General features: G+C 70.5%; 19 protein-coding genes and 1 pseudogene. 13 read left to right on the forward strand and 7 right to left on the reverse strand.

What is annotated here, in order from left to right:
• Nucleotides 1-61 precede the first annotated feature (61 nt).
• Together E6A21_RS14120 and E6A21_RS14125 are read left to right on the forward strand one after the other, a co-directional pair.
• Nucleotides 62-1210 carry a type III polyketide synthase gene (locus E6A21_RS14120; protein ID WP_138444796.1) on the forward strand — a complete coding sequence of 383 codons (1149 nt, stop codon included), beginning with the start codon at nt 62-64 and terminating at the stop codon, nt 1208-1210.
• Entirely contained in the window at nt 1207-2418 is a 1212-nt protein-coding gene (locus E6A21_RS14125; protein ID WP_138444797.1) for an FAD-dependent oxidoreductase, read from the forward strand. Before E6A21_RS14120 ends, E6A21_RS14125 begins: the two co-directional genes overlap by 4 nt.
• Here E6A21_RS14125 and gluQRS read toward each other — a convergent pair.
• Nucleotides 2405-3304, reverse strand: coding sequence for a tRNA glutamyl-Q(34) synthetase GluQRS (gene gluQRS, locus E6A21_RS14130; protein WP_138444798.1), 900 nt, complete (start codon nt 3302-3304; stop codon nt 2405-2407). The two genes, E6A21_RS14125 and gluQRS, sit on opposite strands and share 14 nt — an antisense overlap.
• A gap of 83 nt (nt 3305-3387) precedes the next feature.
• On the opposite strand from gluQRS, the pseudogene E6A21_RS14135 reads away from it, so the two are divergent.
• Together E6A21_RS14135 and E6A21_RS14140 are read left to right on the forward strand one after the other, a co-directional pair.
• Nucleotides 3388-3861: pseudogene (locus E6A21_RS14135) on the forward strand (MarR family winged helix-turn-helix transcriptional regulator); the annotation flags it as partial.
• A 92-nt stretch (nt 3862-3953) separates the two neighbouring features.
• Complete coding sequence (locus E6A21_RS14140; RefSeq protein WP_138444800.1) at nt 3954-4721, forward strand: SGNH/GDSL hydrolase family protein; 768 nt, start codon at nt 3954-3956, stop codon at nt 4719-4721.
• A gap of 139 nt (nt 4722-4860) precedes the next feature.
• On the opposite strand, the gene E6A21_RS14145 is transcribed toward E6A21_RS14140, so the two are convergent.
• The 4 genes from E6A21_RS14145 to E6A21_RS14160 all read right to left on the reverse strand — a co-directional run bounded on the left by E6A21_RS14145 (nt 4861) and on the right by E6A21_RS14160 (nt 8684).
• Nucleotides 4861-5721 (reverse strand): FAD:protein FMN transferase, encoded by an 861-nt coding sequence (locus E6A21_RS14145; RefSeq protein WP_246036522.1) that lies wholly within the window; start codon nt 5719-5721, stop codon nt 4861-4863.
• Nucleotides 5714-6316: an FMN-binding protein gene (locus E6A21_RS14150; RefSeq protein ID WP_138444801.1), complete on the reverse strand. Its 603-nt coding sequence runs from the start codon at nt 6314-6316 to the stop codon at nt 5714-5716. The genes E6A21_RS14145 and E6A21_RS14150 overlap by 8 nt, the downstream gene beginning before the upstream one ends.
• On the reverse strand, nt 6313-7743 hold the full coding sequence (locus E6A21_RS14155; RefSeq protein ID WP_138444802.1) for a ferredoxin reductase family protein: 1431 nt from the start codon (nt 7741-7743) through the stop codon (nt 6313-6315). Before E6A21_RS14155 ends, E6A21_RS14150 begins: the two co-directional genes overlap by 4 nt.
• Before the next feature lie 89 nt (nt 7744-7832).
• Nucleotides 7833-8684: an enoyl-CoA hydratase/isomerase family protein gene (locus E6A21_RS14160; RefSeq protein WP_138444803.1), complete on the reverse strand. Its 852-nt coding sequence runs from the start codon at nt 8682-8684 to the stop codon at nt 7833-7835.
• A 241-nt stretch (nt 8685-8925) separates the two neighbouring features.
• On the opposite strand from E6A21_RS14160, the gene E6A21_RS14165 reads away from it, so the two are divergent.
• The 3 genes from E6A21_RS14165 to E6A21_RS14175 are packed head-to-tail and all read left to right on the forward strand — an operon-like array spanning nt 8926 to nt 11953.
• Nucleotides 8926-10077 (forward strand): glutathione S-transferase family protein, encoded by a 1152-nt coding sequence (locus tag E6A21_RS14165; protein ID WP_138444804.1) that lies wholly within the window; start codon nt 8926-8928, stop codon nt 10075-10077.
• Entirely contained in the window at nt 10074-10901 is an 828-nt protein-coding gene (locus E6A21_RS14170) for a gamma-glutamyl-gamma-aminobutyrate hydrolase family protein (RefSeq protein WP_138444805.1), read from the forward strand. Before E6A21_RS14165 ends, E6A21_RS14170 begins: the two co-directional genes overlap by 4 nt.
• On the forward strand, nt 10898-11953 hold the full coding sequence (locus E6A21_RS14175) for a 3-hydroxyisobutyryl-CoA hydrolase (RefSeq protein WP_138444806.1): 1056 nt from the start codon (nt 10898-10900) through the stop codon (nt 11951-11953). The genes E6A21_RS14170 and E6A21_RS14175 overlap by 4 nt, the downstream gene beginning before the upstream one ends.
• A gap of 32 nt (nt 11954-11985) precedes the next feature.
• Here E6A21_RS14175 and E6A21_RS14180 read toward each other — a convergent pair whose 3' ends face one another.
• Together E6A21_RS14180 and E6A21_RS14185 are read right to left on the reverse strand one after the other, a co-directional pair.
• The gene (locus E6A21_RS14180) at nt 11986-14034 is read right to left on the reverse strand and encodes an acyl-CoA dehydrogenase family protein (RefSeq protein WP_138444807.1); all 2049 of its coding nucleotides are present in this window, start codon (nt 14032-14034) and stop codon (nt 11986-11988) included.
• Nucleotides 14035-14344: 310 nt separating this feature from the next.
• Complete coding sequence (locus E6A21_RS14185) at nt 14345-15589, reverse strand: MFS transporter (protein ID WP_138444808.1); 1245 nt, start codon at nt 15587-15589, stop codon at nt 14345-14347.
• A 185-nt stretch (nt 15590-15774) separates the two neighbouring features.
• On the opposite strand from E6A21_RS14185, the gene E6A21_RS14190 reads away from it, so the two are divergent.
• The 6 genes from E6A21_RS14190 to E6A21_RS14215 all read left to right on the forward strand — a co-directional run bounded on the left by E6A21_RS14190 (nt 15775) and on the right by E6A21_RS14215 (nt 18335).
• A complete protein-coding gene (locus E6A21_RS14190; protein ID WP_138444809.1) occupies nt 15775-16149 on the forward strand; it encodes an ArsR/SmtB family transcription factor in 375 nt (124 codons plus the stop codon).
• Nucleotides 16142-16630, forward strand: coding sequence for an SRPBCC family protein (locus E6A21_RS14195; protein WP_138444810.1), 489 nt, complete (start codon nt 16142-16144; stop codon nt 16628-16630). Before E6A21_RS14190 ends, E6A21_RS14195 begins: the two co-directional genes overlap by 8 nt.
• 240 nt (nt 16631-16870) lie before the next feature.
• Nucleotides 16871-17107 carry a 50S ribosomal protein L28 gene (gene rpmB / locus E6A21_RS14200; RefSeq protein ID WP_043122008.1) on the forward strand — a complete coding sequence of 79 codons (237 nt, stop codon included), beginning with the start codon at nt 16871-16873 and terminating at the stop codon, nt 17105-17107.
• The gene (gene rpmG, locus E6A21_RS14205; RefSeq protein ID WP_043122011.1) at nt 17107-17277 is read left to right on the forward strand and encodes a 50S ribosomal protein L33; all 171 of its coding nucleotides are present in this window, start codon (nt 17107-17109) and stop codon (nt 17275-17277) included. Before rpmB ends, rpmG begins: the two co-directional genes overlap by 1 nt.
• Nucleotides 17278-17280: 3 nt before the next feature.
• Nucleotides 17281-17586 carry a 30S ribosomal protein S14 gene (gene rpsN / locus E6A21_RS14210; RefSeq protein ID WP_138444811.1) on the forward strand — a complete coding sequence of 102 codons (306 nt, stop codon included), beginning with the start codon at nt 17281-17283 and terminating at the stop codon, nt 17584-17586.
• 125 nt (nt 17587-17711) lie between these two features.
• Nucleotides 17712-18335 (forward strand): MBL fold metallo-hydrolase, encoded by a 624-nt coding sequence (locus E6A21_RS14215; RefSeq protein WP_138444812.1) that lies wholly within the window; start codon nt 17712-17714, stop codon nt 18333-18335.
• Nucleotides 18336-18709 lie beyond the last annotated feature (374 nt).

Raw genomic sequence — 18709 nt, forward strand, 5'->3', positions numbered from 1 at the left:
CCGGCAAGGATGAGGGCCTCACCCCTTGCCCTCGCCGCCCATCACGTAGTGAGAATGGCCCATGACGGTACTCTTGCGCTCCCTCCAGACCGCTGTCCCTCCGACGGTTCTCAAGCAGGCGGAGGCTCGCGACGTCTTCGCGGCGCAGGAAGGCCTCACAAGGCTGGGGACTCGCCTGGTCCGCACGTGCTTCGACGCGGCGGCCATCGACACGAGACACTCGGCGGTCCCCGAATTCTCGTGGGACCGCCCGGACTCCGCTCCCGACTTCTTCGACGCCTCGAGCGGGCGCATCCTGAACCCGAGCACGAAGACCCGAAACGACGTCTTCGTGCGGGAGGCCACCCCGCTGTTCACCGAGACGGCGCGCGGCGCCCTCGACGCTGCGGACGGAATCGGCCCGGATGACGTCACCCACGTCATCACCGTCTCGTGCACGGGCTTCTTCAATCCCGGCCCGGACTACCGGGTCGTCCGCGAGCTCGGCCTCCGTCCCTCGGTCCAGCGCTTCCACCTCGGCTTCATGGGCTGCTACGCCGCGTTCCCGGCCCTGCGCGCTGCCAAGCTGTTCTGCGAGGCAGACCCGAACGCCGTCGTCCTCGTCGCCATCGTCGAACTCTGCACGCTCCACGTCCGCAGCTCCAACAACCCCGACACGATCCTCGGCGCATCCCTCTTCGCCGACGGGGCGGCGGCCGCCGTCGTCACGGCACGCGACCTCCCGCTCACCCGCCCGGCACTCAGCCTCGACGCGTTCGAGACCACTCTCACCCCAGTGGGCGAGGACACCATGGCATGGAACATCGGCGACCAGGGCTTCGAGATGGTCCTCGGTTCGTACGTTCCGCACATCATCGACGATCACATCACCGGCGCCCTCGAGCCGCTCCTCGCCGCCGACCCCGAGCTCGCGGGGCGGCCGCACAGCGGCATCGAGCACTGGGCGATCCACCCGGGGGGCCGCAGCATCGTGGACAAGGTCGTTGCCCGGCTCGGCCTGAGCGAGGCGCAGGCCGAGCCCGCGCGGGAGACGCTGCGCGAGTTCGGCAACATGAGCAGCGCGACCATCATGTTCGTCTTCGAGCGGATCCTCGGCCTTCCAAGCCCCACGGAGAAGGCGGGAGGCCCCGGCGCGGAGCGGGTGTGCGCGATGGCCTTCGGGCCCGGGCTCACCGTCGAGACGGCGCTGCTCACGCGCGTGAACCCTTGACCCCTGACACCCCGGATCGCGCAACCGCGGACGGCTCGGCCTCCACCAGGGCGGACACCGCGTTCCACGAGGTCGTGATCGTCGGCGGGGGGCCGGTGGGCCTCTGCCTCGGCGTCCTCCTCGCGCGGCGGGGGATCGACGTCGTCGTCCTCGAGGCCCGACCCGAGCGGACGCGGCATTCGCGCGCCATCGGGATCCACCCTCCCGCCCGGCGTGTCCTCGCTGCGGCGGGAGTCGTTGAGACGCTTGCAGCCAGGGGAGTGGAGCTCAGCGAGGGCCGAGCCCGCTTCAGGGGCGAGGACGTGGCGCGGCTCGACTTCGATCCGCCGGTCCTCGCCGTCCCGCAGTGGATCACCGAGCAGACGCTCGAGGCGCGGCTCCTCGAGCTCGCCCCGCGCGCCCTTCGGCGGGGGGTGCGCGCGGTGGGGGTCGAAAGGCGCGGTTCCGGCGCCGTCGTCCGCGCAGTCAGCGGGGGCGCCGAGGTGCGCGTCGCGGGCCGTTGGGTCGTAGCGGCCGACGGCGCCCGCTCGCCCCTGCGCGGAGCCCTCGGCATCCCGGTGCTCGAGCGGCGGTACCCGGACGCGTACCTCATGGGCGACTTCGCCGACACGACCGCCGACGGCACCGCGGCCGTACTGCACCTCGAGTGCGGGGGGATCGTCGAGTCCTTCCCGCTTCCAGGTGGGGTGCGGCGCTGGGTGGTGCACACCGACGCGCTCGAGGCGGACGCGACCCCGGCGCGACTGGCGCGCCTCGTCCAGGAGAGGACAGGCGCCGTCGTCGATCCCGCGAGCAGCACGATGCTCAGCGCGTTCACGGTCCACGAGCGCCTCGCCGACTCAATGCTCCGCGGGCGTGTCGTCCTGATCGGCGACGCGGCGCACGAGGTGAGCCCGATCGGGGGCCAGGGGATGACGCTCGGCTGGCTCGACGCCGAGGCGTTCGCGCCGCTGCTCGCGGACGACGTCCTGGCGGCACGCTACGGCTTCGGCTCCGACGGGGCCACCGTGTGGCCCGCGCTCTGGGCTCGGGTCGCCGACGGGCGACGGCGGGCGGCGGCGCAGGCCGCACGCCATGCAGGGCTGAACATGGCCCTCGGGCGGCCGCTCGCGCCGAGGCTCATGTCGGTGCGCAACGCGGCCTTCCGCGGTCTGTACCGGACCTCAGCCGTGAGGTCGTGGACGTCGCGGCGCTTCACGATGCAGTAGCGGTCCACCGGGAAGGATCGATCACCCAGGGGTCGCGGGGCAGCGCCGCGGGCGAGAAGGCCGCGAGCGCGTCGGGGAGCGTCGGCGGCAGCCCCAGCGAGGCAAGCAGTGAGGCCGTGGCCCGTTCCGCGGGGATGCCCTCGGCCGCGAGGGCAGGCAGGGTCACGGCCCCGTCGCGCTTCGCGAGGCGCCGTCCGGCCCGGTTGAGGACCAGAGGGACATGCGCGTACTCCGGTACCCCGTACCCCATGAGGCCCGCGAGATAGGCCTGCCGCGGGGTCGAGGGCAGGAGATCGTCTCCCCGGACCACCTGGTCCACCCCCTGCACCGCGTCATCCACGACGACCGCGAGGTTGTACGCGACCACGCCGTCGTTGCGCCGGAGCACGAAGTCGTCCACGAGACCGGTGTAGGCGCCGTGCAGCACGTCCGTGACCGGCCATTCGGAGACCCCGGCGCGAAGGCGGATGGCCGCGGGACGCTCGGCGCGCCGTCGTTCACGCTCCGCTTCGGTGAGGTTCCGGCACGTGCCGGGGTAGGCGCCCTGCGGCGCGTGGGGCGCACTCGGTGCCTCCTGGATCTCGCGGCGAGTGCAGTAGCACTCGTAGGTGAGGCCCGCGGCGGCAAGGGCCCGCAGCGCGTCCTCGTAGAGCTCGGTGCGCTCGCTCTGCCTCACGACCGGCTCGTCCCAGTCGATCCCGATCGTGGCCAGGTCGCGGAGCTGGACCACCTCCGCGCCCGCTCGGGCCCGGTCGAGGTCCTCGACACGGACGAGGAACCGGCGCCCCGTCGAGCGGGCGAACAGCCACGCGAGCAGCGCCGTCCGGAGATTCCCGAGGTGGAGTTCGCCGGATGGGCTGGGAGCGAAGCGGCCGGCGGGCATCATGGCCACAAGGTTAGCCCGCTTCTCGCGCCGGGCGACGGCACAAATGAGGGTCGGCTCCCGTCGCACGCCTATGCTTGGTACCCGTGACGGAACCCCGCTGGCTCTCGGCCGAGGAGCGACGCGCGTGGCTGGCCCTCCTGAGCGTGACGACGCTCCTGCCGGCCGCGCTCGACGCCCACCTCGCGTCCCTCGGCAGACTCTCGCTCTTCGACTACAACGTCCTCGCGATGCTCAGCGAGGCCGATGGCCGTTCGCTTCCCATGAAAGAGCTCGCGGCCCGGACTTCGGCCTCGCTCTCGCGGCTCTCCCACGTCGTGACGAAGCTCGAGAACCGAGGCTGGATCGATCGCCAGCCCTCGCCCGATGACGCCCGCGTGACCAACGCCCACCTCACCGACCTCGGCTGGGAGACGATCGTCGACCTGGCGCCGGAGCACGTCGAGCGGGTGCGTGAAATGGTCTTCGACGGCCTCGATGCGGAAGACGCTCGCCGCCTCGGCGACATCGCGGAGAAGATCGTGGCGCAGCTGGACGAGGCGTCCTGGATCTTCCGCGACGGTGGGCGGGACCCGAGCCTCCCCTGCCCCAAGCGGCGCGTGGTGCGCGGAGAAGCCGAAGCTGAAGCGGCGGACGACGGTGGGAGTGCGGCATGAGCGCAGAGTTCACGAAGCGTTGGGTCGCCCTGGGAGACTCGTTCACCGAAGGCGTCGGGGACCCGGACGCGTCGCGGCCGAACGGCGTTCGGGGGTGGGCCGATCGCGCGGCCGAGCAGCTCCAGGCTGTTGACCCCAGTTTCGGGTACGCCAACCTGGCCGTCCGGGGGAAGAAGATGCGCCAGGTGATCGCCGAGCAGCTCGAGCCGGCGCTCGCGCTGCGCCCCACGCTAGTTTCCGTGTACGCGGGCGCGAATGACATCCTCCGCCCCAAGGTCGACATCGACGGCCTGCTCGAGGAGTACGACGCGGCCATCGCCCGCTTCCAGCAGGCAGGGGCACAAGTGCTCCTGTTCACGGGATTCGATGCCGGGACGTCGAAGATCTTCGGCGCCATGCGCGGCCGGACGGCGATCTACAACGAGCAGGTCCGCTGGATTGCGGATCGGCGCGGGGCGAAGCTCGTGGACTACTGGCGCTTCCATGAGTTCCAGGACTGGCGCATGTGGGCCGAGGACCGGATGCACATGTCGGCGCTGGGCCACGCGACCATGGCCAACCGCGTCCTCGGGGTCCTCGAGCACGAGGGCCTCGCGGACCTCCCGGACGTGGCCGAGCTGCCGGTCCTGGGTGTCCGTGAGCGGTTCCGGGCCAACGCGGCGTGGGCCCGCGAGTTCGCGGGGCCGTGGGTGATGCGGAGGCTCACGGGGCGCTCGTCCGGGGACAACCTGAGCCCGAAGTACCCGGAGATCACCCGGCTCTAGGCCTTCGGGCCTTTCGGCGTCTTCGGCCACGTTCTTCCCGCCCACTTCTCGGGCCGCCCTCGGCGTGGCGCTCCCGACACGCCGGCAATCCGTCCCGTCGCCGCCGAGAAACGGGCCGGACGCCCCAGTTTTGCGGTGGTCAGGCCGCCTTCGGGGCGCGGAATCCCGGAGTCGCGAGCAGCCCACCGTCATCTGTGACCGCGAGCACGTCAATGTCCCACTGTGCGGTCGCGAGGTCGAGCATCTCGCGCCCGCCCGAGACGATGGCGGTCGCGAGGACGTCGGCGGTCTCGATGTCGCCGGCCGCGACGCTCACCTGGACGAATTCGGGTCTGCCGCCGCCCAGCGCCCAGATGTGGTCGCCCCGCTCGGCGCTTCCCGAGGTCGCGAGAGCACGCCGGGCCGCACAGCCTGGCGTGCCGCCCAGAGGATAGGCGGCCAGCAGCGTGCGGCGGTCGTCGGGGTCGACGATACCGGCGAGCCAGGGGCGGGGGGCGCCCTCTTCGGGGGCGGACTGTGCGGCGTTCGACGGCGCTGGTGTGCCCGAGACCAGCACATCGCCCCCGGCGTTGAGGCACCAGTCGGTGAGTCCGAGTGCCTCGAGCGAGCGCCCGGCCTCGGCGATGGCCCGGGCTTTGACGATGCCGCTGAGGTCGAGGATGCCGTCGGGCCGTTCAGGGGTGAACGCTCCGTGGGTCCGCCGCCGCCATTCGATGGCGTCGGCATAGACGGCCCGGGTCTCCGCGCTCGCGCTCGCAAGCCGGAGGACGCCCTGCGCGACCGCACTCGCCTCCGACTCCGCCCGGAACAGGCTGAACCGCTCCTCGAGGGCCGCGAAGTCGGCCTCGATCACGCGGACGGCCGCCTCGAGCCGCCGTGAGCCGCTGGCGCCGTCGTCCTGGGGGTCCGTGACGCCGGGGAAGGCAGCGCTCAGGCTCACGACGGTTCCCATGGCGAGGAACGTCCGGGCACCCAGGCCCGTGGGCTGGTTCTCAGGCATGGGCCGAATTCAGGGCAGCTTGGAGGGACGCGAGGTAGCCCTCGGACGTGTAGGTCGCGCCGCTCACCGTGTCGACGTTGGCGGACTGGGCCTGCAGGACCTCGGAGCGGAGGATCGGCGCCGCTTCGGAGTTGATCATGTCGGAGCGCATGTCGTCGCCGGTCAGCTGTGGCGTCTGCACGTCCGTGATCTTGCCGCCGGAGACGACGATCTGCACCTGGATCAGGCCGTAGCGCGTTTGCTCGGTCGCCCCGGTGAACGTGCCGTTCTTGAGTCCGGACGACGCCGACGACTGGCTTCCGCTGCTGGTCGACCCCGAGCCCGAGGTGCTCGAGCCGGTGCTGCCGGTCGATCCGGTGCTCGTGCCTCCCGCCCCGGTCGTGCCCCCCGCTGCGGTCGTGCCGCCGCTCGAGGCGCTCGAGCCGGAGCCCGGCGAGCCAGCCGATCCGCTCGATGCGCTCCCGGCCGTTCCGGTCGCCGAGTTCGTGACACCGACGACTTTCGAGGCCTCGATGCTCTGCGCCCCGGCCTGCCAGCCGAGGGCGAGGATTCCGAAGGACGCGAGGGCGGCTGCGGCCGCTGCCCGGGCCCTCACCAGTCGAACCTCTCGTGATGGAGCTGCTCGTCGGAGAGTCCGGCGGATTTCGCGTCCTGGAGGACCGCGTCAGTCCACTTCTTCGGTCCGCAGACGTACACATCGGAAGCCCTGAGGTTCGGGACGTAGTCGCTGAGTGCGAGCCCCGTCTGGTTCCGGGGCAGCCAGGGGTTGCCGTGGCGTGCGCGCTGGCCTACGAGTTCGTACATGGTCGCTCCTCTCTGCCTGCAGAGCTCGGCGATCTCGTCGCGGAGGTAGAGGGTTTCAGGGGTCGATGCCCGGAGGATCACGGTCGCCTCGCCGGGCTCGAACTCGGCCCGCTCGAGGATGGCGCGGAGCGGGGTGATGCCGATGCCGGAACCCACGAGGACGAGTCCGGGGCGGGTGCGGGCGGCGTGGCCGAACAGGCCGTAGGGGCCCGAGACCGCGACCTTCGTGCCCGGCCTCACGGAGGTCAGCGCGGCGCTGCCCTTGCCGAGGTTCCGGACGGTGATCCGGAGCCTCCCGGCGACGGGATCTGCGGAGAGGCTGAACGGGTGATGGTGCCACCAGAGCCCCGGGGCCAGGAACCGCCAGATGAAGAACCTGCCGCCTGCTCCCGAGAGTTCCTCGAGTCGCAGGCCGGTGAGCTCGATGCTCACGGCGCCGTCGCCCGCTGAGACGACTCGGGTGACGCTCAGCTGGTGGCGGAACGTGAGGGCGATCGGGGCCCAGATCCGGTAGCGGAGCAGGGCGGCGAGCACCACGAGGTAGAACACGATCCAGTACCAGCGCTGCCACTGCCCGGGGGCGAAGAGCTGGCCCTCGCTGAACTGGTGGGGGAGGGCCGTGAGGACCGCCGCGTAGGTGAGGAGGTGGACCACGTACCAGAACTCGTACGGGTACCTCCGCCTGACGGCGACGAGGGACGTGACGACGACGAGGATGAACAGCACGGTCGAGATGAACGCGATCCACATGTCGGGGAGGCTGTTCCACATCGAGACGCCCTCGGCGATCGGGTTGAGCCGGTCCGCGAGGCCGTAGCCGATGAGCAGGAAGACCATGTGCGCGAGGATCAGGTAGAGCGCGGGCTTCCCGAGCTTGCCGTGGATCTCCATGGCGCGGTCGTGGCCGACCGTCCCGTCGATGAGGGGGATCCTCGCTGCGAGGAGCAGCATGACGAGCACCAGGTCGGTGCCCACGAGTCCGGCGATGATGCCGATCGAGGTCGTGGCCGTGGTCAGGTTGTTGAACTGCCCGGCCCCGCCGTCGGCGAGGTACAGTGCCACCGCGGCGGCCCCGGAGGCCCAGGCGAGCACGGTCAGGAAGTCTTCGCGGAGCAGTCGGCGGCGGCCCCGCTGGCGCAGGGTGCGCGCGAGCCCGTTGGCAGTGCGCGGTCGGGGCGGCTGCGCTGGCCGGTCGGCGGATCGGAGGGCTGTCGTCATGCCATTAACTTTCGGCTTCAACTCTGTTGAAAGCCTGTGACGGCCCTTGATGCAGGGTATAACCTTCGGCCCGCGGTGTGATGTGCCTCCTAACGGCCCGGGAAGTTTGCCGTGCGCTTCTCGACGAACGCGGCCGTGCCCTCCTTCATGTCCTGTGTACCGAACGCTGCGCGGAAGGTGCGGGCCTCGATGTCGAGGCCCTCCGCCGTCGGACGCCCCGTTGCCTGGTTGATGGACCGCTTCGAGAGGGCGACGGCGGTCGGCGCCTTCGTGGCGATCTCGCGGATCGTTGCCGCCGCTGCGGCGAGGAGCTCCTCGCGGGTGGGGAACACGCGGTTGACGAGGCCGAGGCGGTGCGCCTCGTGGGCATCGATGCGACGTGCTGTGTAGATGAGCTCGCGGGCCATGCCGAGGCCGACGCGCCGCTGGAGGCGGACCGATCCGCCGAAGCCCGGGACGAGTCCGAGGTTGACTTCGGGCTGGCCGAATTGGGCCCGTTCGCTCGCGTAGATGAAGTCGGCCGCGAGGGCCAGCTCGCACCCGCCGCCGAGCGCGAAGCCGTCGACGCAGGCGATGACGGGGACCGGCACGGCCTCGAGCGCGAGGGTCACGGCGTGCATCGACCGGGCATAGAACTCGGCCTGCTCCGCGTTCATCGAGGTCATCTCGCGAATGTCCGCTCCCGCGACGAAGGCCTTGCCGCCGGCCCCCGTGAGGATGACGCCGCGGACGGGCCACGCGCCGTCGTCCCCGGCGCTGCCCGTGCCCGTAGCGGGCTTCGTGCCCGTCCCGCCCAGCTGGTTGAGCACCTCGCACACCCGCGCGAGCTCCTCGACCACTTTCCCTGAGAGCGCGTTGAGCGCCTCGGGCCGGTTCACGGTAACGGTCGCGACGCCGCCGGACGTCTCGATGGCCAGGGTTTCGAAGCTGCCGAAGTCCATGGATCCTCGTTCCTCATGCTCGTCGTCGGGCCGGGGCTGGGCTGTGCCGGCACTCGCAGGCCTGGTCACAGGCTATCGGAGCTTTGCCGTCGAAGCCCGAGCTAACCGATGAGACCGCGGGCAAGCGCCTCGGGTCTGGTCCGCTGGCTCGGGTTTGGATGAGCGGACGACGGCGGCGCGGCGCCTCCCGTCGGACCCCACAACCCCTGCGCCTCCGCCCACCCGGGGCTAGGCTGAGGCTATGTCGACGGAGCAGGCTCAGTCCCAGTCCCCAGCGTCAGACACCTACAGCACGTCAGGTTCCTACAGCACCGCCGGTTCCTATGTGCACACGGGCGAGGAGTTCACGCGCGATACACGGTACATCGAGGACCGGATCACGCGGGACGGCACGTTCCCGCCCGGAACCCGGTCCCCCGAGGGCGCCGAGGCGTGGCCGGTCGAGGCGGAGCGCTATCGGCTCGTCGCAGCGCGCGCGTGCCCGTGGGCGAACCGCACCGTGATCGTGCGCCGCCTACTCGGCCTCGAGGACGCCATCTCGCTCGGGCTGCCCGGCCCCACTCACGACTCCCGCTCGTGGACCTTCGACCTCGACCCCGACGGCCGCGATCCGGTGCTCGGCATCGAGCGCCTCCAGGAGGCCTACTTCAAGCGCTTCCCCGACTACCCGCGCGGGATCACGGTCCCGGCGATCGTCGACGTTCCGAGCGGCGCCGTCGTCACGAACGACTACCCGCAGATCACGATCGACTTCGAGACGGAGTGGACGGCGTTCCACCGCGACGGTGCCCCGGACCTGTACCCGGAGGCCCTCCGGGACGAGATCGACGAGGTCAACGAGCGCGTCTTCAAGGATGTCAACAACGGCGTCTACCGCTGCGGCTTCGCGGGTTCGCAGGAGGCGTACGATCGCGCCTACGACCGCCTCTGGGGCGCCATCGACTGGCTCGAGGAACGACTGAGCACGCGCCGCTACCTCGTCGGCGACACCATCACGGAGGCCGATGTCCGCCTCTTCACGACGCTCGCGCGCTTCGACGCCGTCTATCACGGTCACTTCAAGTGCAACCGGAACAAGCTCAGCGAGCAGCGTGCGCTCTGGGCGTATGCCCGAGACCTGTTCCAGACGCCCGGCTTCGGGGACACGATCGACTTCGTGCAGATCAAGCGGCACTACTACATCGTCCACGAGGACATCAACCCGACCGGGATCGTCCCGAAGGGGCCCGATACATCGAACTGGCTGACGCCGCACGGCCGTGAACAGCTCGGAGGCCGGCCCTTCGGCGACGGCACGCCGCCCGGACCCCCGCCCGAGGGCGAGAGGGTGGCGCCCGGCCACAACCCCCTCTACCCGGCCCACGGAAGCGCCTCCACAGGAACAGGCGCATGACGACGTCGGGCGCCACGGGCGGGCGCGTCCGTGGCCCGGCTCGCTCCCCGCGCATCGCGGTCACCTGGCCTGGCTCGGCGCCCGCCTACCCGGACTGGTTCCACAGGGAGCTCGACGGGCTCACGAAGAGCGCGGCTGCCTCCGTGGAACGAGCCGGTGGGACCCCCGTCGTCCTCGACGCGGCGGACCCGGGGCTCGCGGGCGTCCTTCTGCGGGACGAGGCGTGGGATGGGCTGCTCCTCATGGGCGGCGGCGACGTCGATCCCGTGCTGTACGACGGGGACCCAAACCATGCAGCGGTCTCTGACATCGACGCGACGGCCGACGCGTTCGAGGCCTCGTCCGTGACCCACGCGAGGGCCACCGGGCGCCCCGTGTTCGGGATCTGCCGCGGGCTCCAGGTCATCAATGTCGCGCTGGGCGGGAGCCTCCACGAGGACCTTCCATCCGTCGGGACGCCGCACCGCAACTATGCCGACCCGACGGGTCCGATGGTCTTCCATGACGTGGCCATCGAGCCCGGCAGTCGTCTTGCCGCGATCCTCGGCCCGACGGCGACGGTCGTCTCGGGCCACCATCAGGCGGCGGCGCGCGTGGCGGAGGGCCTCCGGGTCGTGGCCTCGGCGCCGGACGGCGTGGTCGAGGCGCTCGAGGCCGAAGACCCCGATGAGTGGCTCGTGGCGGTGCAATGGCATCCTGAGGACCCGCAGAGCGATCAAGCCCAGCTTGACGCGCTCGTCGGCGCGTTCGTGGAAGCGTGCGGCGAGCGGGCCCTCGCACGGGAGAGCCGCCCGGCGGCGCAGCAGCGGGAGGCTGCGAGGTGAGCGAGCACCTCCGCTCGGAGGTCCACGGCGGACTCGGCGTCCTGACCCTCGACCGCCCCAAGGCCCTCAACTCGCTCGACCACGGCATGGTCCTCGGGCTCGAGCGGCAGCTCCGGGAATGGGCGGACGCGCCAGAGGTGCGCGCCGTCGTCGTCCGGGGCGGCCCGCGCGGGCTGTGCGCGGGCGGCGACGTCCGTTCGCTGTACGCGGGCTCGGACGACGACGCCGTCCGCTTCTGGGCGGACGAATACCGGCTGAACGCCCTCATCGGCGCCTACCCGAAGCCGTACATCCCGCTCATGGACGGCATCACGATGGGCGGCGGCCTCGGCATCTCGGCGCACGCGCCGCGCGCCTCGGGGTCGGTGCGGGTCGTGACGGACCGGACCGTCGTCTCGATGCCGGAGACCCGCATCGGCTTCACGCCGGACGTCGGCATGAGCCTCCTCCTCGCGAACGCTCCCGGCGAGCTCGGTACGCATCTCTGCCTCACATCGGGTCAGGCCGGGGGCGCGGACGCGATCCTCCTCGGCTGGGCCGACGCGATGGTCCCCGCCGAACAGCTCGACGCGCTCGTCGAAGGGCTCGCCGACGCGGCGGCGGCCGCGTCGTGGTCGCCCGGCACCGCGCACGACGTCGTAGCCTCCTTCGCCGTCGAGCCCCCGCCTGCGCCGCTCGCCGAGATCCGGGGCTGGGCGGACGACGCCTATGCGGGCGATTCGGCGACCGTCGTCGCCGGACGCCTCGAGGAGCTCGCGGCGTCGACCGGGCCCCATGCTCCCGCTGCGGCAGCCGCCCTCGGGGAGCTGCGCTCGGTCTGCCCGTTCTCGGTCGCGGTCACGCTCGCGGCCCTCCGCCGCGCGCCGAAGCTCGGCTCGCTCGAGGCCGTCCTCGCGCAGGACCTCGCCTTGGGCACGGCCATGGTGGCCCGCGACGACTTCAGGGAGGGGATCCGGGCGCTCCTCATCGACAAGGACGGGGCGCCCGCCTGGAACCCGGCCAGCATCGAGGACGTCGACCCGGGAGAGGTCGTGAAGGCCTTCGGGGCCTGAACCTTCCTGCTGCGACGCGTGAAAGGCAGGCGCTAGCGCACCCGGCGTCGGACGTCCGGCTTGCCGCTCGGCCCCTCACGACGGTCCGCAATCCAAGGCCCCGTGCCCTCCGACTGGTCGAGGATGCCCGCCTCGAGCCAGGTGAACTCGCCTTCGAGGACGCGGCGCGTGAGCTCATGGTCAACGGGATCGGTGTTCACCCACAGCGCGTCGAAGAGCGCCTCGACGCGGCGCCGGGACTGCTCGCAGAACGCGTCGGCCAGGTCGCGCGCGCTGTCCGCTCCGTGAGCGCCGCTCGAACGAAGCGACTCGGCGCGGCTGCAGGAGGCCGCCATCGCGAAGAGCTCCGCGCCGATGTCGACGATTCGACCGAGGAATGCCTGCCTGTGCTCGAGTCCGGCCTGCCACCGCCCCATCCCGGCGAAGGTGTGGCGCGCGAGCCGCCTGGAGGCGCGCTCCACGTAGCGGAGATGCTTCCCGAGGGGGCCGAATTCGCGGAATGAGCGCGGGTCGAGGCCCGGCCCGGCGAGGAGCTTGGGGAGCCAGCGCGCGTAGAAGCCGGAGGCGCCCTTCGCGGCGCGCGCCTTCTCGGCGAAGCTCGCGTCCGGGCGCGCGAGGTCGCCGGCCGCGGCCAGATGGGCATCGACCGCCTCGCGGGCGATGAGGAGCTGCATGATCTCGGTCGACCCCTCGAAGATCCGGTTGATCCGCAGGTCCCGGACGAGCTGTTCCGTGGCGACCGCGCGCTCCCCGCGGGCCTTGAGCGAGTCCGCCGTCTCATAGCCGCGTCCGCCGCGGATCTGCAGGAGCTCGTCCGCTACGCGGTACGCCATCTCGCTGGACCAGAGCTTCGCGAGCGCGGCCTCGATCCGCACGTCCTTCATGCCGGCATCGGCGAGCGCCGCGGAGAGCTCGAAGACCGACTCGAGGGCGAAAGCGGTGGCCGCGATGAACGCGATCTTCTTTCCGACGGCCTCGTGCTGGCCAATGGGGCGGCCCCATTGAACACGGGCCTGGGACCATTCACGGGCGATCTTGAGCGCCCACTTCCCTCCGCCCGCGCACAGGGCGGGAATTGAGAGGCGGCCGGTGTTGAGCGTCGTGAGCGCGATCTTGAGGCCCTGCCCCTCACGGCCCACACGGTTCCCCGCAGGCACGCGCACGCCGTCGAAGCGCGTCACGCCGTTCTCGAGTCCCCTGAGGCCCATGAACGCGTTGCGGTTCTCGACCGTGATGCCGGAGCTGTCCATCTCGACGACGAACGCGGTGATGCCGCCCTTGCCGGCCGGAATGTCGCCCGCTGCCTCATGGGGGAGGACCTTGGCCATGATGACCACGAGTTCGGCGATGACGCCGTTGGTGGTCCAGAGCTTCGCGCCGTCGAGGACGTAGCTCTGGCCGTCGTCGGCGAGCTTCGCCGTCGTCGTGAGCCTCGCCGGATCCGAGCCGACGTCCGGCTCGGTGAGGAGGAAAGCGGTGACCGCCCCGGAGGCGCAGCGCGGCAGGAAGGCGTGCTTCTGCTCCTCGGTGCCGAACATCTTCACGGGTTCGGGGACGCCGATGGACTGATGGGCGGAGAGCAGTGCGCCGATGCTCGGATGCACGGTGCCGAGGAGCATGAGCGCGCGGCCGTAGTAGGCGAGGGAAAGCCCGAGTCCGCCGTACTCCTTCGGGATCTTCATGCCGAAGGCGCCGAGCTCGGCGAGGCCGCGAAGGTACTCGTCGGGGATGCGGTCTTCGGACTCGATCCTGCGCCCGTCCATCCGTCGCGCGAGCTCCTCGAGCCGCCGCAGGAACTCCTCGCCCTCGGCCACGTCCTGGTCGGTCGGCAGCGGGGGCGGGTACAGGAGGTCCCATTGGAAGTCGCCGAGGTAGAGGGCCTTCGCGAAGCTGGGGCGGGTCCAGCTCGTGTCCCGGCTGGCCTCGGCGACCGCCCGCGACTCTTCCCACGCGGGCTCACGGCCCTCTGGCCGGGCGCCCGCCGCTGGCGCGGCCTGATCGGGTTCGAGCTGGGCGGGTTCGGTCAGCCTGGGCTCGATGGGATCAGGTTGGGTCCCGGTCGTCGTCGTGTCAGTGGTCATGACAGCCCCTTCGCTCCCCGGGCCGCCGCGGGCCGGTGACCCTTCAGCTGTCATTCCATGCTACGCCGGGGTACTACCCGCGGGTAGCGCGTTAAGGATGCGCTAAGAACCCGCAATCCGGGCGTACCGCCCGGTAGCCTTGTTCGAGGTCGACGCGGCATCCCCCAATACAGCCGCGTCGCCGCTTGTGGTCGCCCCGGCGCGTGTTTCCCCCAAACGCACGCTGGGGCGACCCTTTCCATTTCCGACGTCGTTCCATTGCCGACGTCGGCGCGTCGACGACCGAACGCCCGTCGTCGGCGCCGGCCAGTTACCGACGCCCGCCCTCGCCGCGTCCCGGCGGGTAGGCGTGCCGGCGTCCCGCGATGGTCATGGCGAGTGCCGCAGCGGCAGGGATCGCGGCGGCGAGGGGCACGAGCTGGGGCCCGGCAACCCCGAGCGCGATGGCACCGTAGGCGGCACCGAGCGCGATGCCGAGCTGGATCGTCACGACGGTCAGCCCGTTCGCGGCCTCCCCGTGTTCACCGCCTGCGCGGAGGATCGACGCTTGGTTGTAGATGCCCATCGCGCCGATTGCCGCGCCCCACAGAGCGGTGAGCGTGATGAGGCCACCCCACGATCCCGAGAACACCGGCATCGCAGCGAAGGCGACGACGATGGCCGCGATCGTCACGATGAGGGACCGGCGGGGGAAGCGGTCGGCCGTGATGCCCGCTGCCCAGATGCCGAAGAGCCCTGCGACTCCCACGACGGAGAGGGAGACGCTCGTGGCGGCGTCGGGAAGCGCCTCTGCGCGGACGAACAGGGCGATGTACGTGAACAGCGCGAAGTGGGCGAAGAGGAGGAGCGGCCACGCGGTCGCGACCGTGACGACCCCCGGCCGGCGTATCGCGACCCGGATCGAGGGGCGGGCGCTCGTGGCGCTGAGCGGGATCACGGGGAGCAAGAGGATGGCGAGCACCCCGAGCACTGCGGCGACTCCGGCGAGCACGAGGAACGATGCCCGCCAGGACATGAGGCCTCCGAGGAGCGTTCCGAGCGGAGCGCCTGCAGCCATCGCGATGCTGTTGCCGCTGAAGACAACGGCCATGCCACGGCCCATCGCGTCGGCGGGAACGATCTTCGCCACGTAGGGCGCCATGGTGGACCACAGCAGTCCGTGCGCAATGCCGCCGAGCAGGCGGGCGGCAACAGCCAGTGCCAGCACGGGGCTGGCTGCGAGCAGGACGTTGCTCAGGGCGAAGAGGAAGACGACGCCGACGAGGAGCCGCTTCCGCGGCACCCGCCCAGCGAGGAACTTGGAGAGCGGCAGTGCGGTGACGACGATGACGCCGGCGTAGGCGGCCGTGAGCGAACCCACTGTCGACTCTTCGACGTGGAGGTCGTGGCTGATCTGGGGGAGCAGTCCCGAAGGGAGGAGCTCGGTCGTCACGGCCGTGAACCCGAGCGCGGCGAGCACCAGGAGCGAGGCCCATGGAAGGCGTCGCGGGCGGGCGGGGGCAGGCAGGACGGCACGGCGTGCCGCGGCGGCTGTGGGCTGCTTCTCGGCAGCCATGGGGCAGTCCCTTCTGCGGGGACTCCCCGGCGGGCTGCCCCGCTGGTCGTTCAACGTGTTCCCACTACACAATCACAGGCACGGCGTCCGGGTCGCCTCGCAGGGTGGTACTGCGAGTCCTAGGGAGGTGGGCCGACGAGGGGCCGAACTTGACGCGTAGGAAATATCCTACGTATCGTGGAGCCATGCCACGACAGAGCAGGGAGACCCCGACGGACCACGTGTTCGCGGCCCTCGCGCATCCCGTCCGGCGGGACCTGCTCGCCGCTCTCCTGGACGGGCCGCAGACGGCGCAGTCCCTCGCGGAACGCTACGAGATGGCCAGGCCGAGCGTGGCCGAGCACCTCAAGGTGCTCAGCGGCGTCGACCTCGTGGCCGAGCGTCAGGCCGGGCGCAACCGGTACTACTCGCTGACCCCCGAACCGCTCTCCCTCCTGCGCGAGTGGCTCGAACCCTACGAGCAGTTCTGGCGCGGCCGGATCTCCCGGCTCGCCGCACTGCTTGACGAAGCCGAGCAGGCTGAATCCAGCCCCCAAGAAAAGGATCCTTCCCATGACTGAAGCCTCCGCCGCCGATGCGACAGCCCTCCGCGTCGACGACTTCCTCCCGCATCCCCCCGCCGTCGTCTGGCGCGCCCTCACCACGCCCGAGCTGCTCGCCCAGTGGCTCATGCCCAACGACTTCGCTCCCGTCGTCGGCCATCGCTTCACGTTCCGGAGCGAGCCGATCCCGGCGACGCGCTTCTCCGGCGTCACGGCCTGCGAGGTCCTCGAGCTGCGCGAGCCCGAGGAGCTCGTCATCTCCTGGGCGGATGCATCCCCCGAGAATGACATGAAGACGACCGTCGCCTTCCGCCTCGAAGCGCACGACGGCGGCACTCGCCTGAGCCTCGTGCAGACAGGCTTCCGGCCGGATGACGAGAACGACCAGCTGGCCCGCAAGATCATGGGCGGGGGCTGGGGCGGCCACCTGTTCCGCCGACTGGCCGAACTCCTCGATGAGGGTACGGGCAGCGGGGGCGCGGGCAGCACCGCGTCCTAGGCACCGTGATTTGCAGGCTCCCCGCGTGGGGCCTAGTATTTAACGCTGTCGTATGCAGTGGAGTCCACTTCTCGGCACTGAAGACACCGTCCAACCCGCGGCGAGGAACTTCGGCTGGCTCTCACCCCGCCTGGTCACCCTCCGGAAAGCTGCAGAACTACGGTGCATCAAGGTGACGGGACGCATCTGCGGACCGTCATTTTTACTGCAACTGTTGACTACAACTTGGAGGAGCGAACTGTGGCAGCTCATTGCCAGGTGACCGGGGCCAAGCCCGCGTTCGGTCACTCAATCTCCCACTCGCACCGCCGCACCAAGCGTCGGTTCGACCCGAACATCCAGAAGAAGCGCTACTGGGTGCCGTCCCTGCGCCGTAACGTGACCCTCACGGTCTCGGCCCGCGGCATCAAGACCATCGACGTGCGCGGCATCGACTCCGTCGTCGCCGAGCTCCTCGCGAAGGGTGTGAAGCTCTGATGGCCAAGAAGGACAAGGACGCGCGTCCGATCATCAAGCTCAAGTCCACCGCGGGGACCGGCTACACGTACGTGACCCGGAAGAACCGTCGGAACGACCCCGATCGTCTCGTCATGAAGAAGTACGATCCGGTCGTCCGCAAGCACGTCGACTTCCGAGAGGAGCGCTAGACCATGGCCAAGAAGTCCAAGATCGCCCGCAACGAGCAGCGCAAGGTCATCGTCGAGCGCTACGCCGCGAAGCGCGCAGAGCTGAAGAAGACCCTCGTCGACGAGAACGCGTCGGATGAGGCACGCGAGGCCGCTCGCCTCGGCCTGCAGAAGCTCCCGCGCGACGCCTCGCCGGTCCGCCTCCGCAACCGCGACCAGATCGACGGCCGCCCGCGGGGCACCCTCCAGAAGTTCGGGATCTCCCGCGTGCGCTTCCGCGACATGGCGCACCGTGGCGAGCTTCCGGGCGTCACGAAGTCGTCCTGGTGACGGCCTTCGCCGCCTGAGCACAGCGTAGACGCCTCCGAAGGGACGGCATCCGAAAGGGTGCCGTCCCTTCGGCGTTCTCGGACTCCCTCTTCCTTCTGAGCACCTTCACCCGGCAGCATGAGGTCATGGAGAGCATCTACCCGTCCGTCTTCAGGCTCCAGCACAGTGCCGGTTCAAACGGCTACGCCCTGCACCAAGGCGACAGGGTCGCTCTCGTGGACCCCGGACTTCCCAATGGAAGCAGTCGCGTGCTCAAGGAGCTCGGGGACGAGGGGCTGCTCGAGCGGGTAACCGACGTGCTGGTGACCCACTCGGACCTCGATCACCTGGGTGCCGCTGCGGCCGTCCAGGCGGCGACAGGTGCGACCGTTTGGCTCGGGCGGGCCGATGCCGAGATCCTCGAGGGCAAGCGAGAGCCCTCGACGCGGTTCCGTCGGCTGCTCGCGCGTCGGAAGGCGCCGAGCATCAGGGGACCCCTCCAGTTGTTGGACGGCGGGGAGGTGCCGTTCCCGGGAGTGCGGGCGATCGCGACGCCAGGGCATACGCCTGGGCACATGGTGTTCACGTTCGGCGAGGTCGTCTTCGCGGGGGACGCAGTGCGGGGGTCCGACGACGGGCTGCGGCTCATGCCCGGGATCCTGACGAGTGACATGCGCGAGGCCAAGGCGTCGCTCGGCCTCATCGCCGGCCTCGGCGCGCGATGGCTGTGCCCGGGGCACGGGCGCGTCCGTGAGCTGCGGGCAGCCTGACGGACGTCGCCGCGGGGCGCTCGCGGTCGAACGCCGCGGGCTCGCCTCGGATTTGCGAGGCACCCGGAGAAGCTGTAACGTAGATCCGGTCGCCGCCGCAGAGCGAGCGGCACGAACCCCCTGAAACCCGGCCTTGGATTGCCGAACTGGACGCTGTCCGGATCGGCTCGAAGCTGGTTAGGGGGACCGTCTCAGCGAATTCGGGCAAATGCAGCGAATTTGCGGACGATCGGAAAAACCGATAAAGTAGAACCTCGTTCGGTTGGGAGATATCCCGGGTTGTTTGCCTGGGGGATGTACTTTCTGGGCCTGTTGTTTGAGAACTCAATAGTGTGCCATGTTTGATTCGATGCCGTTTTTTTGAATGGCTGGAT

The organism is Sinomonas susongensis, from assembly GCF_005877005.1.
GTDB lineage: Bacteria > Actinomycetota > Actinomycetes > Actinomycetales > Micrococcaceae > Sinomonas > Sinomonas susongensis.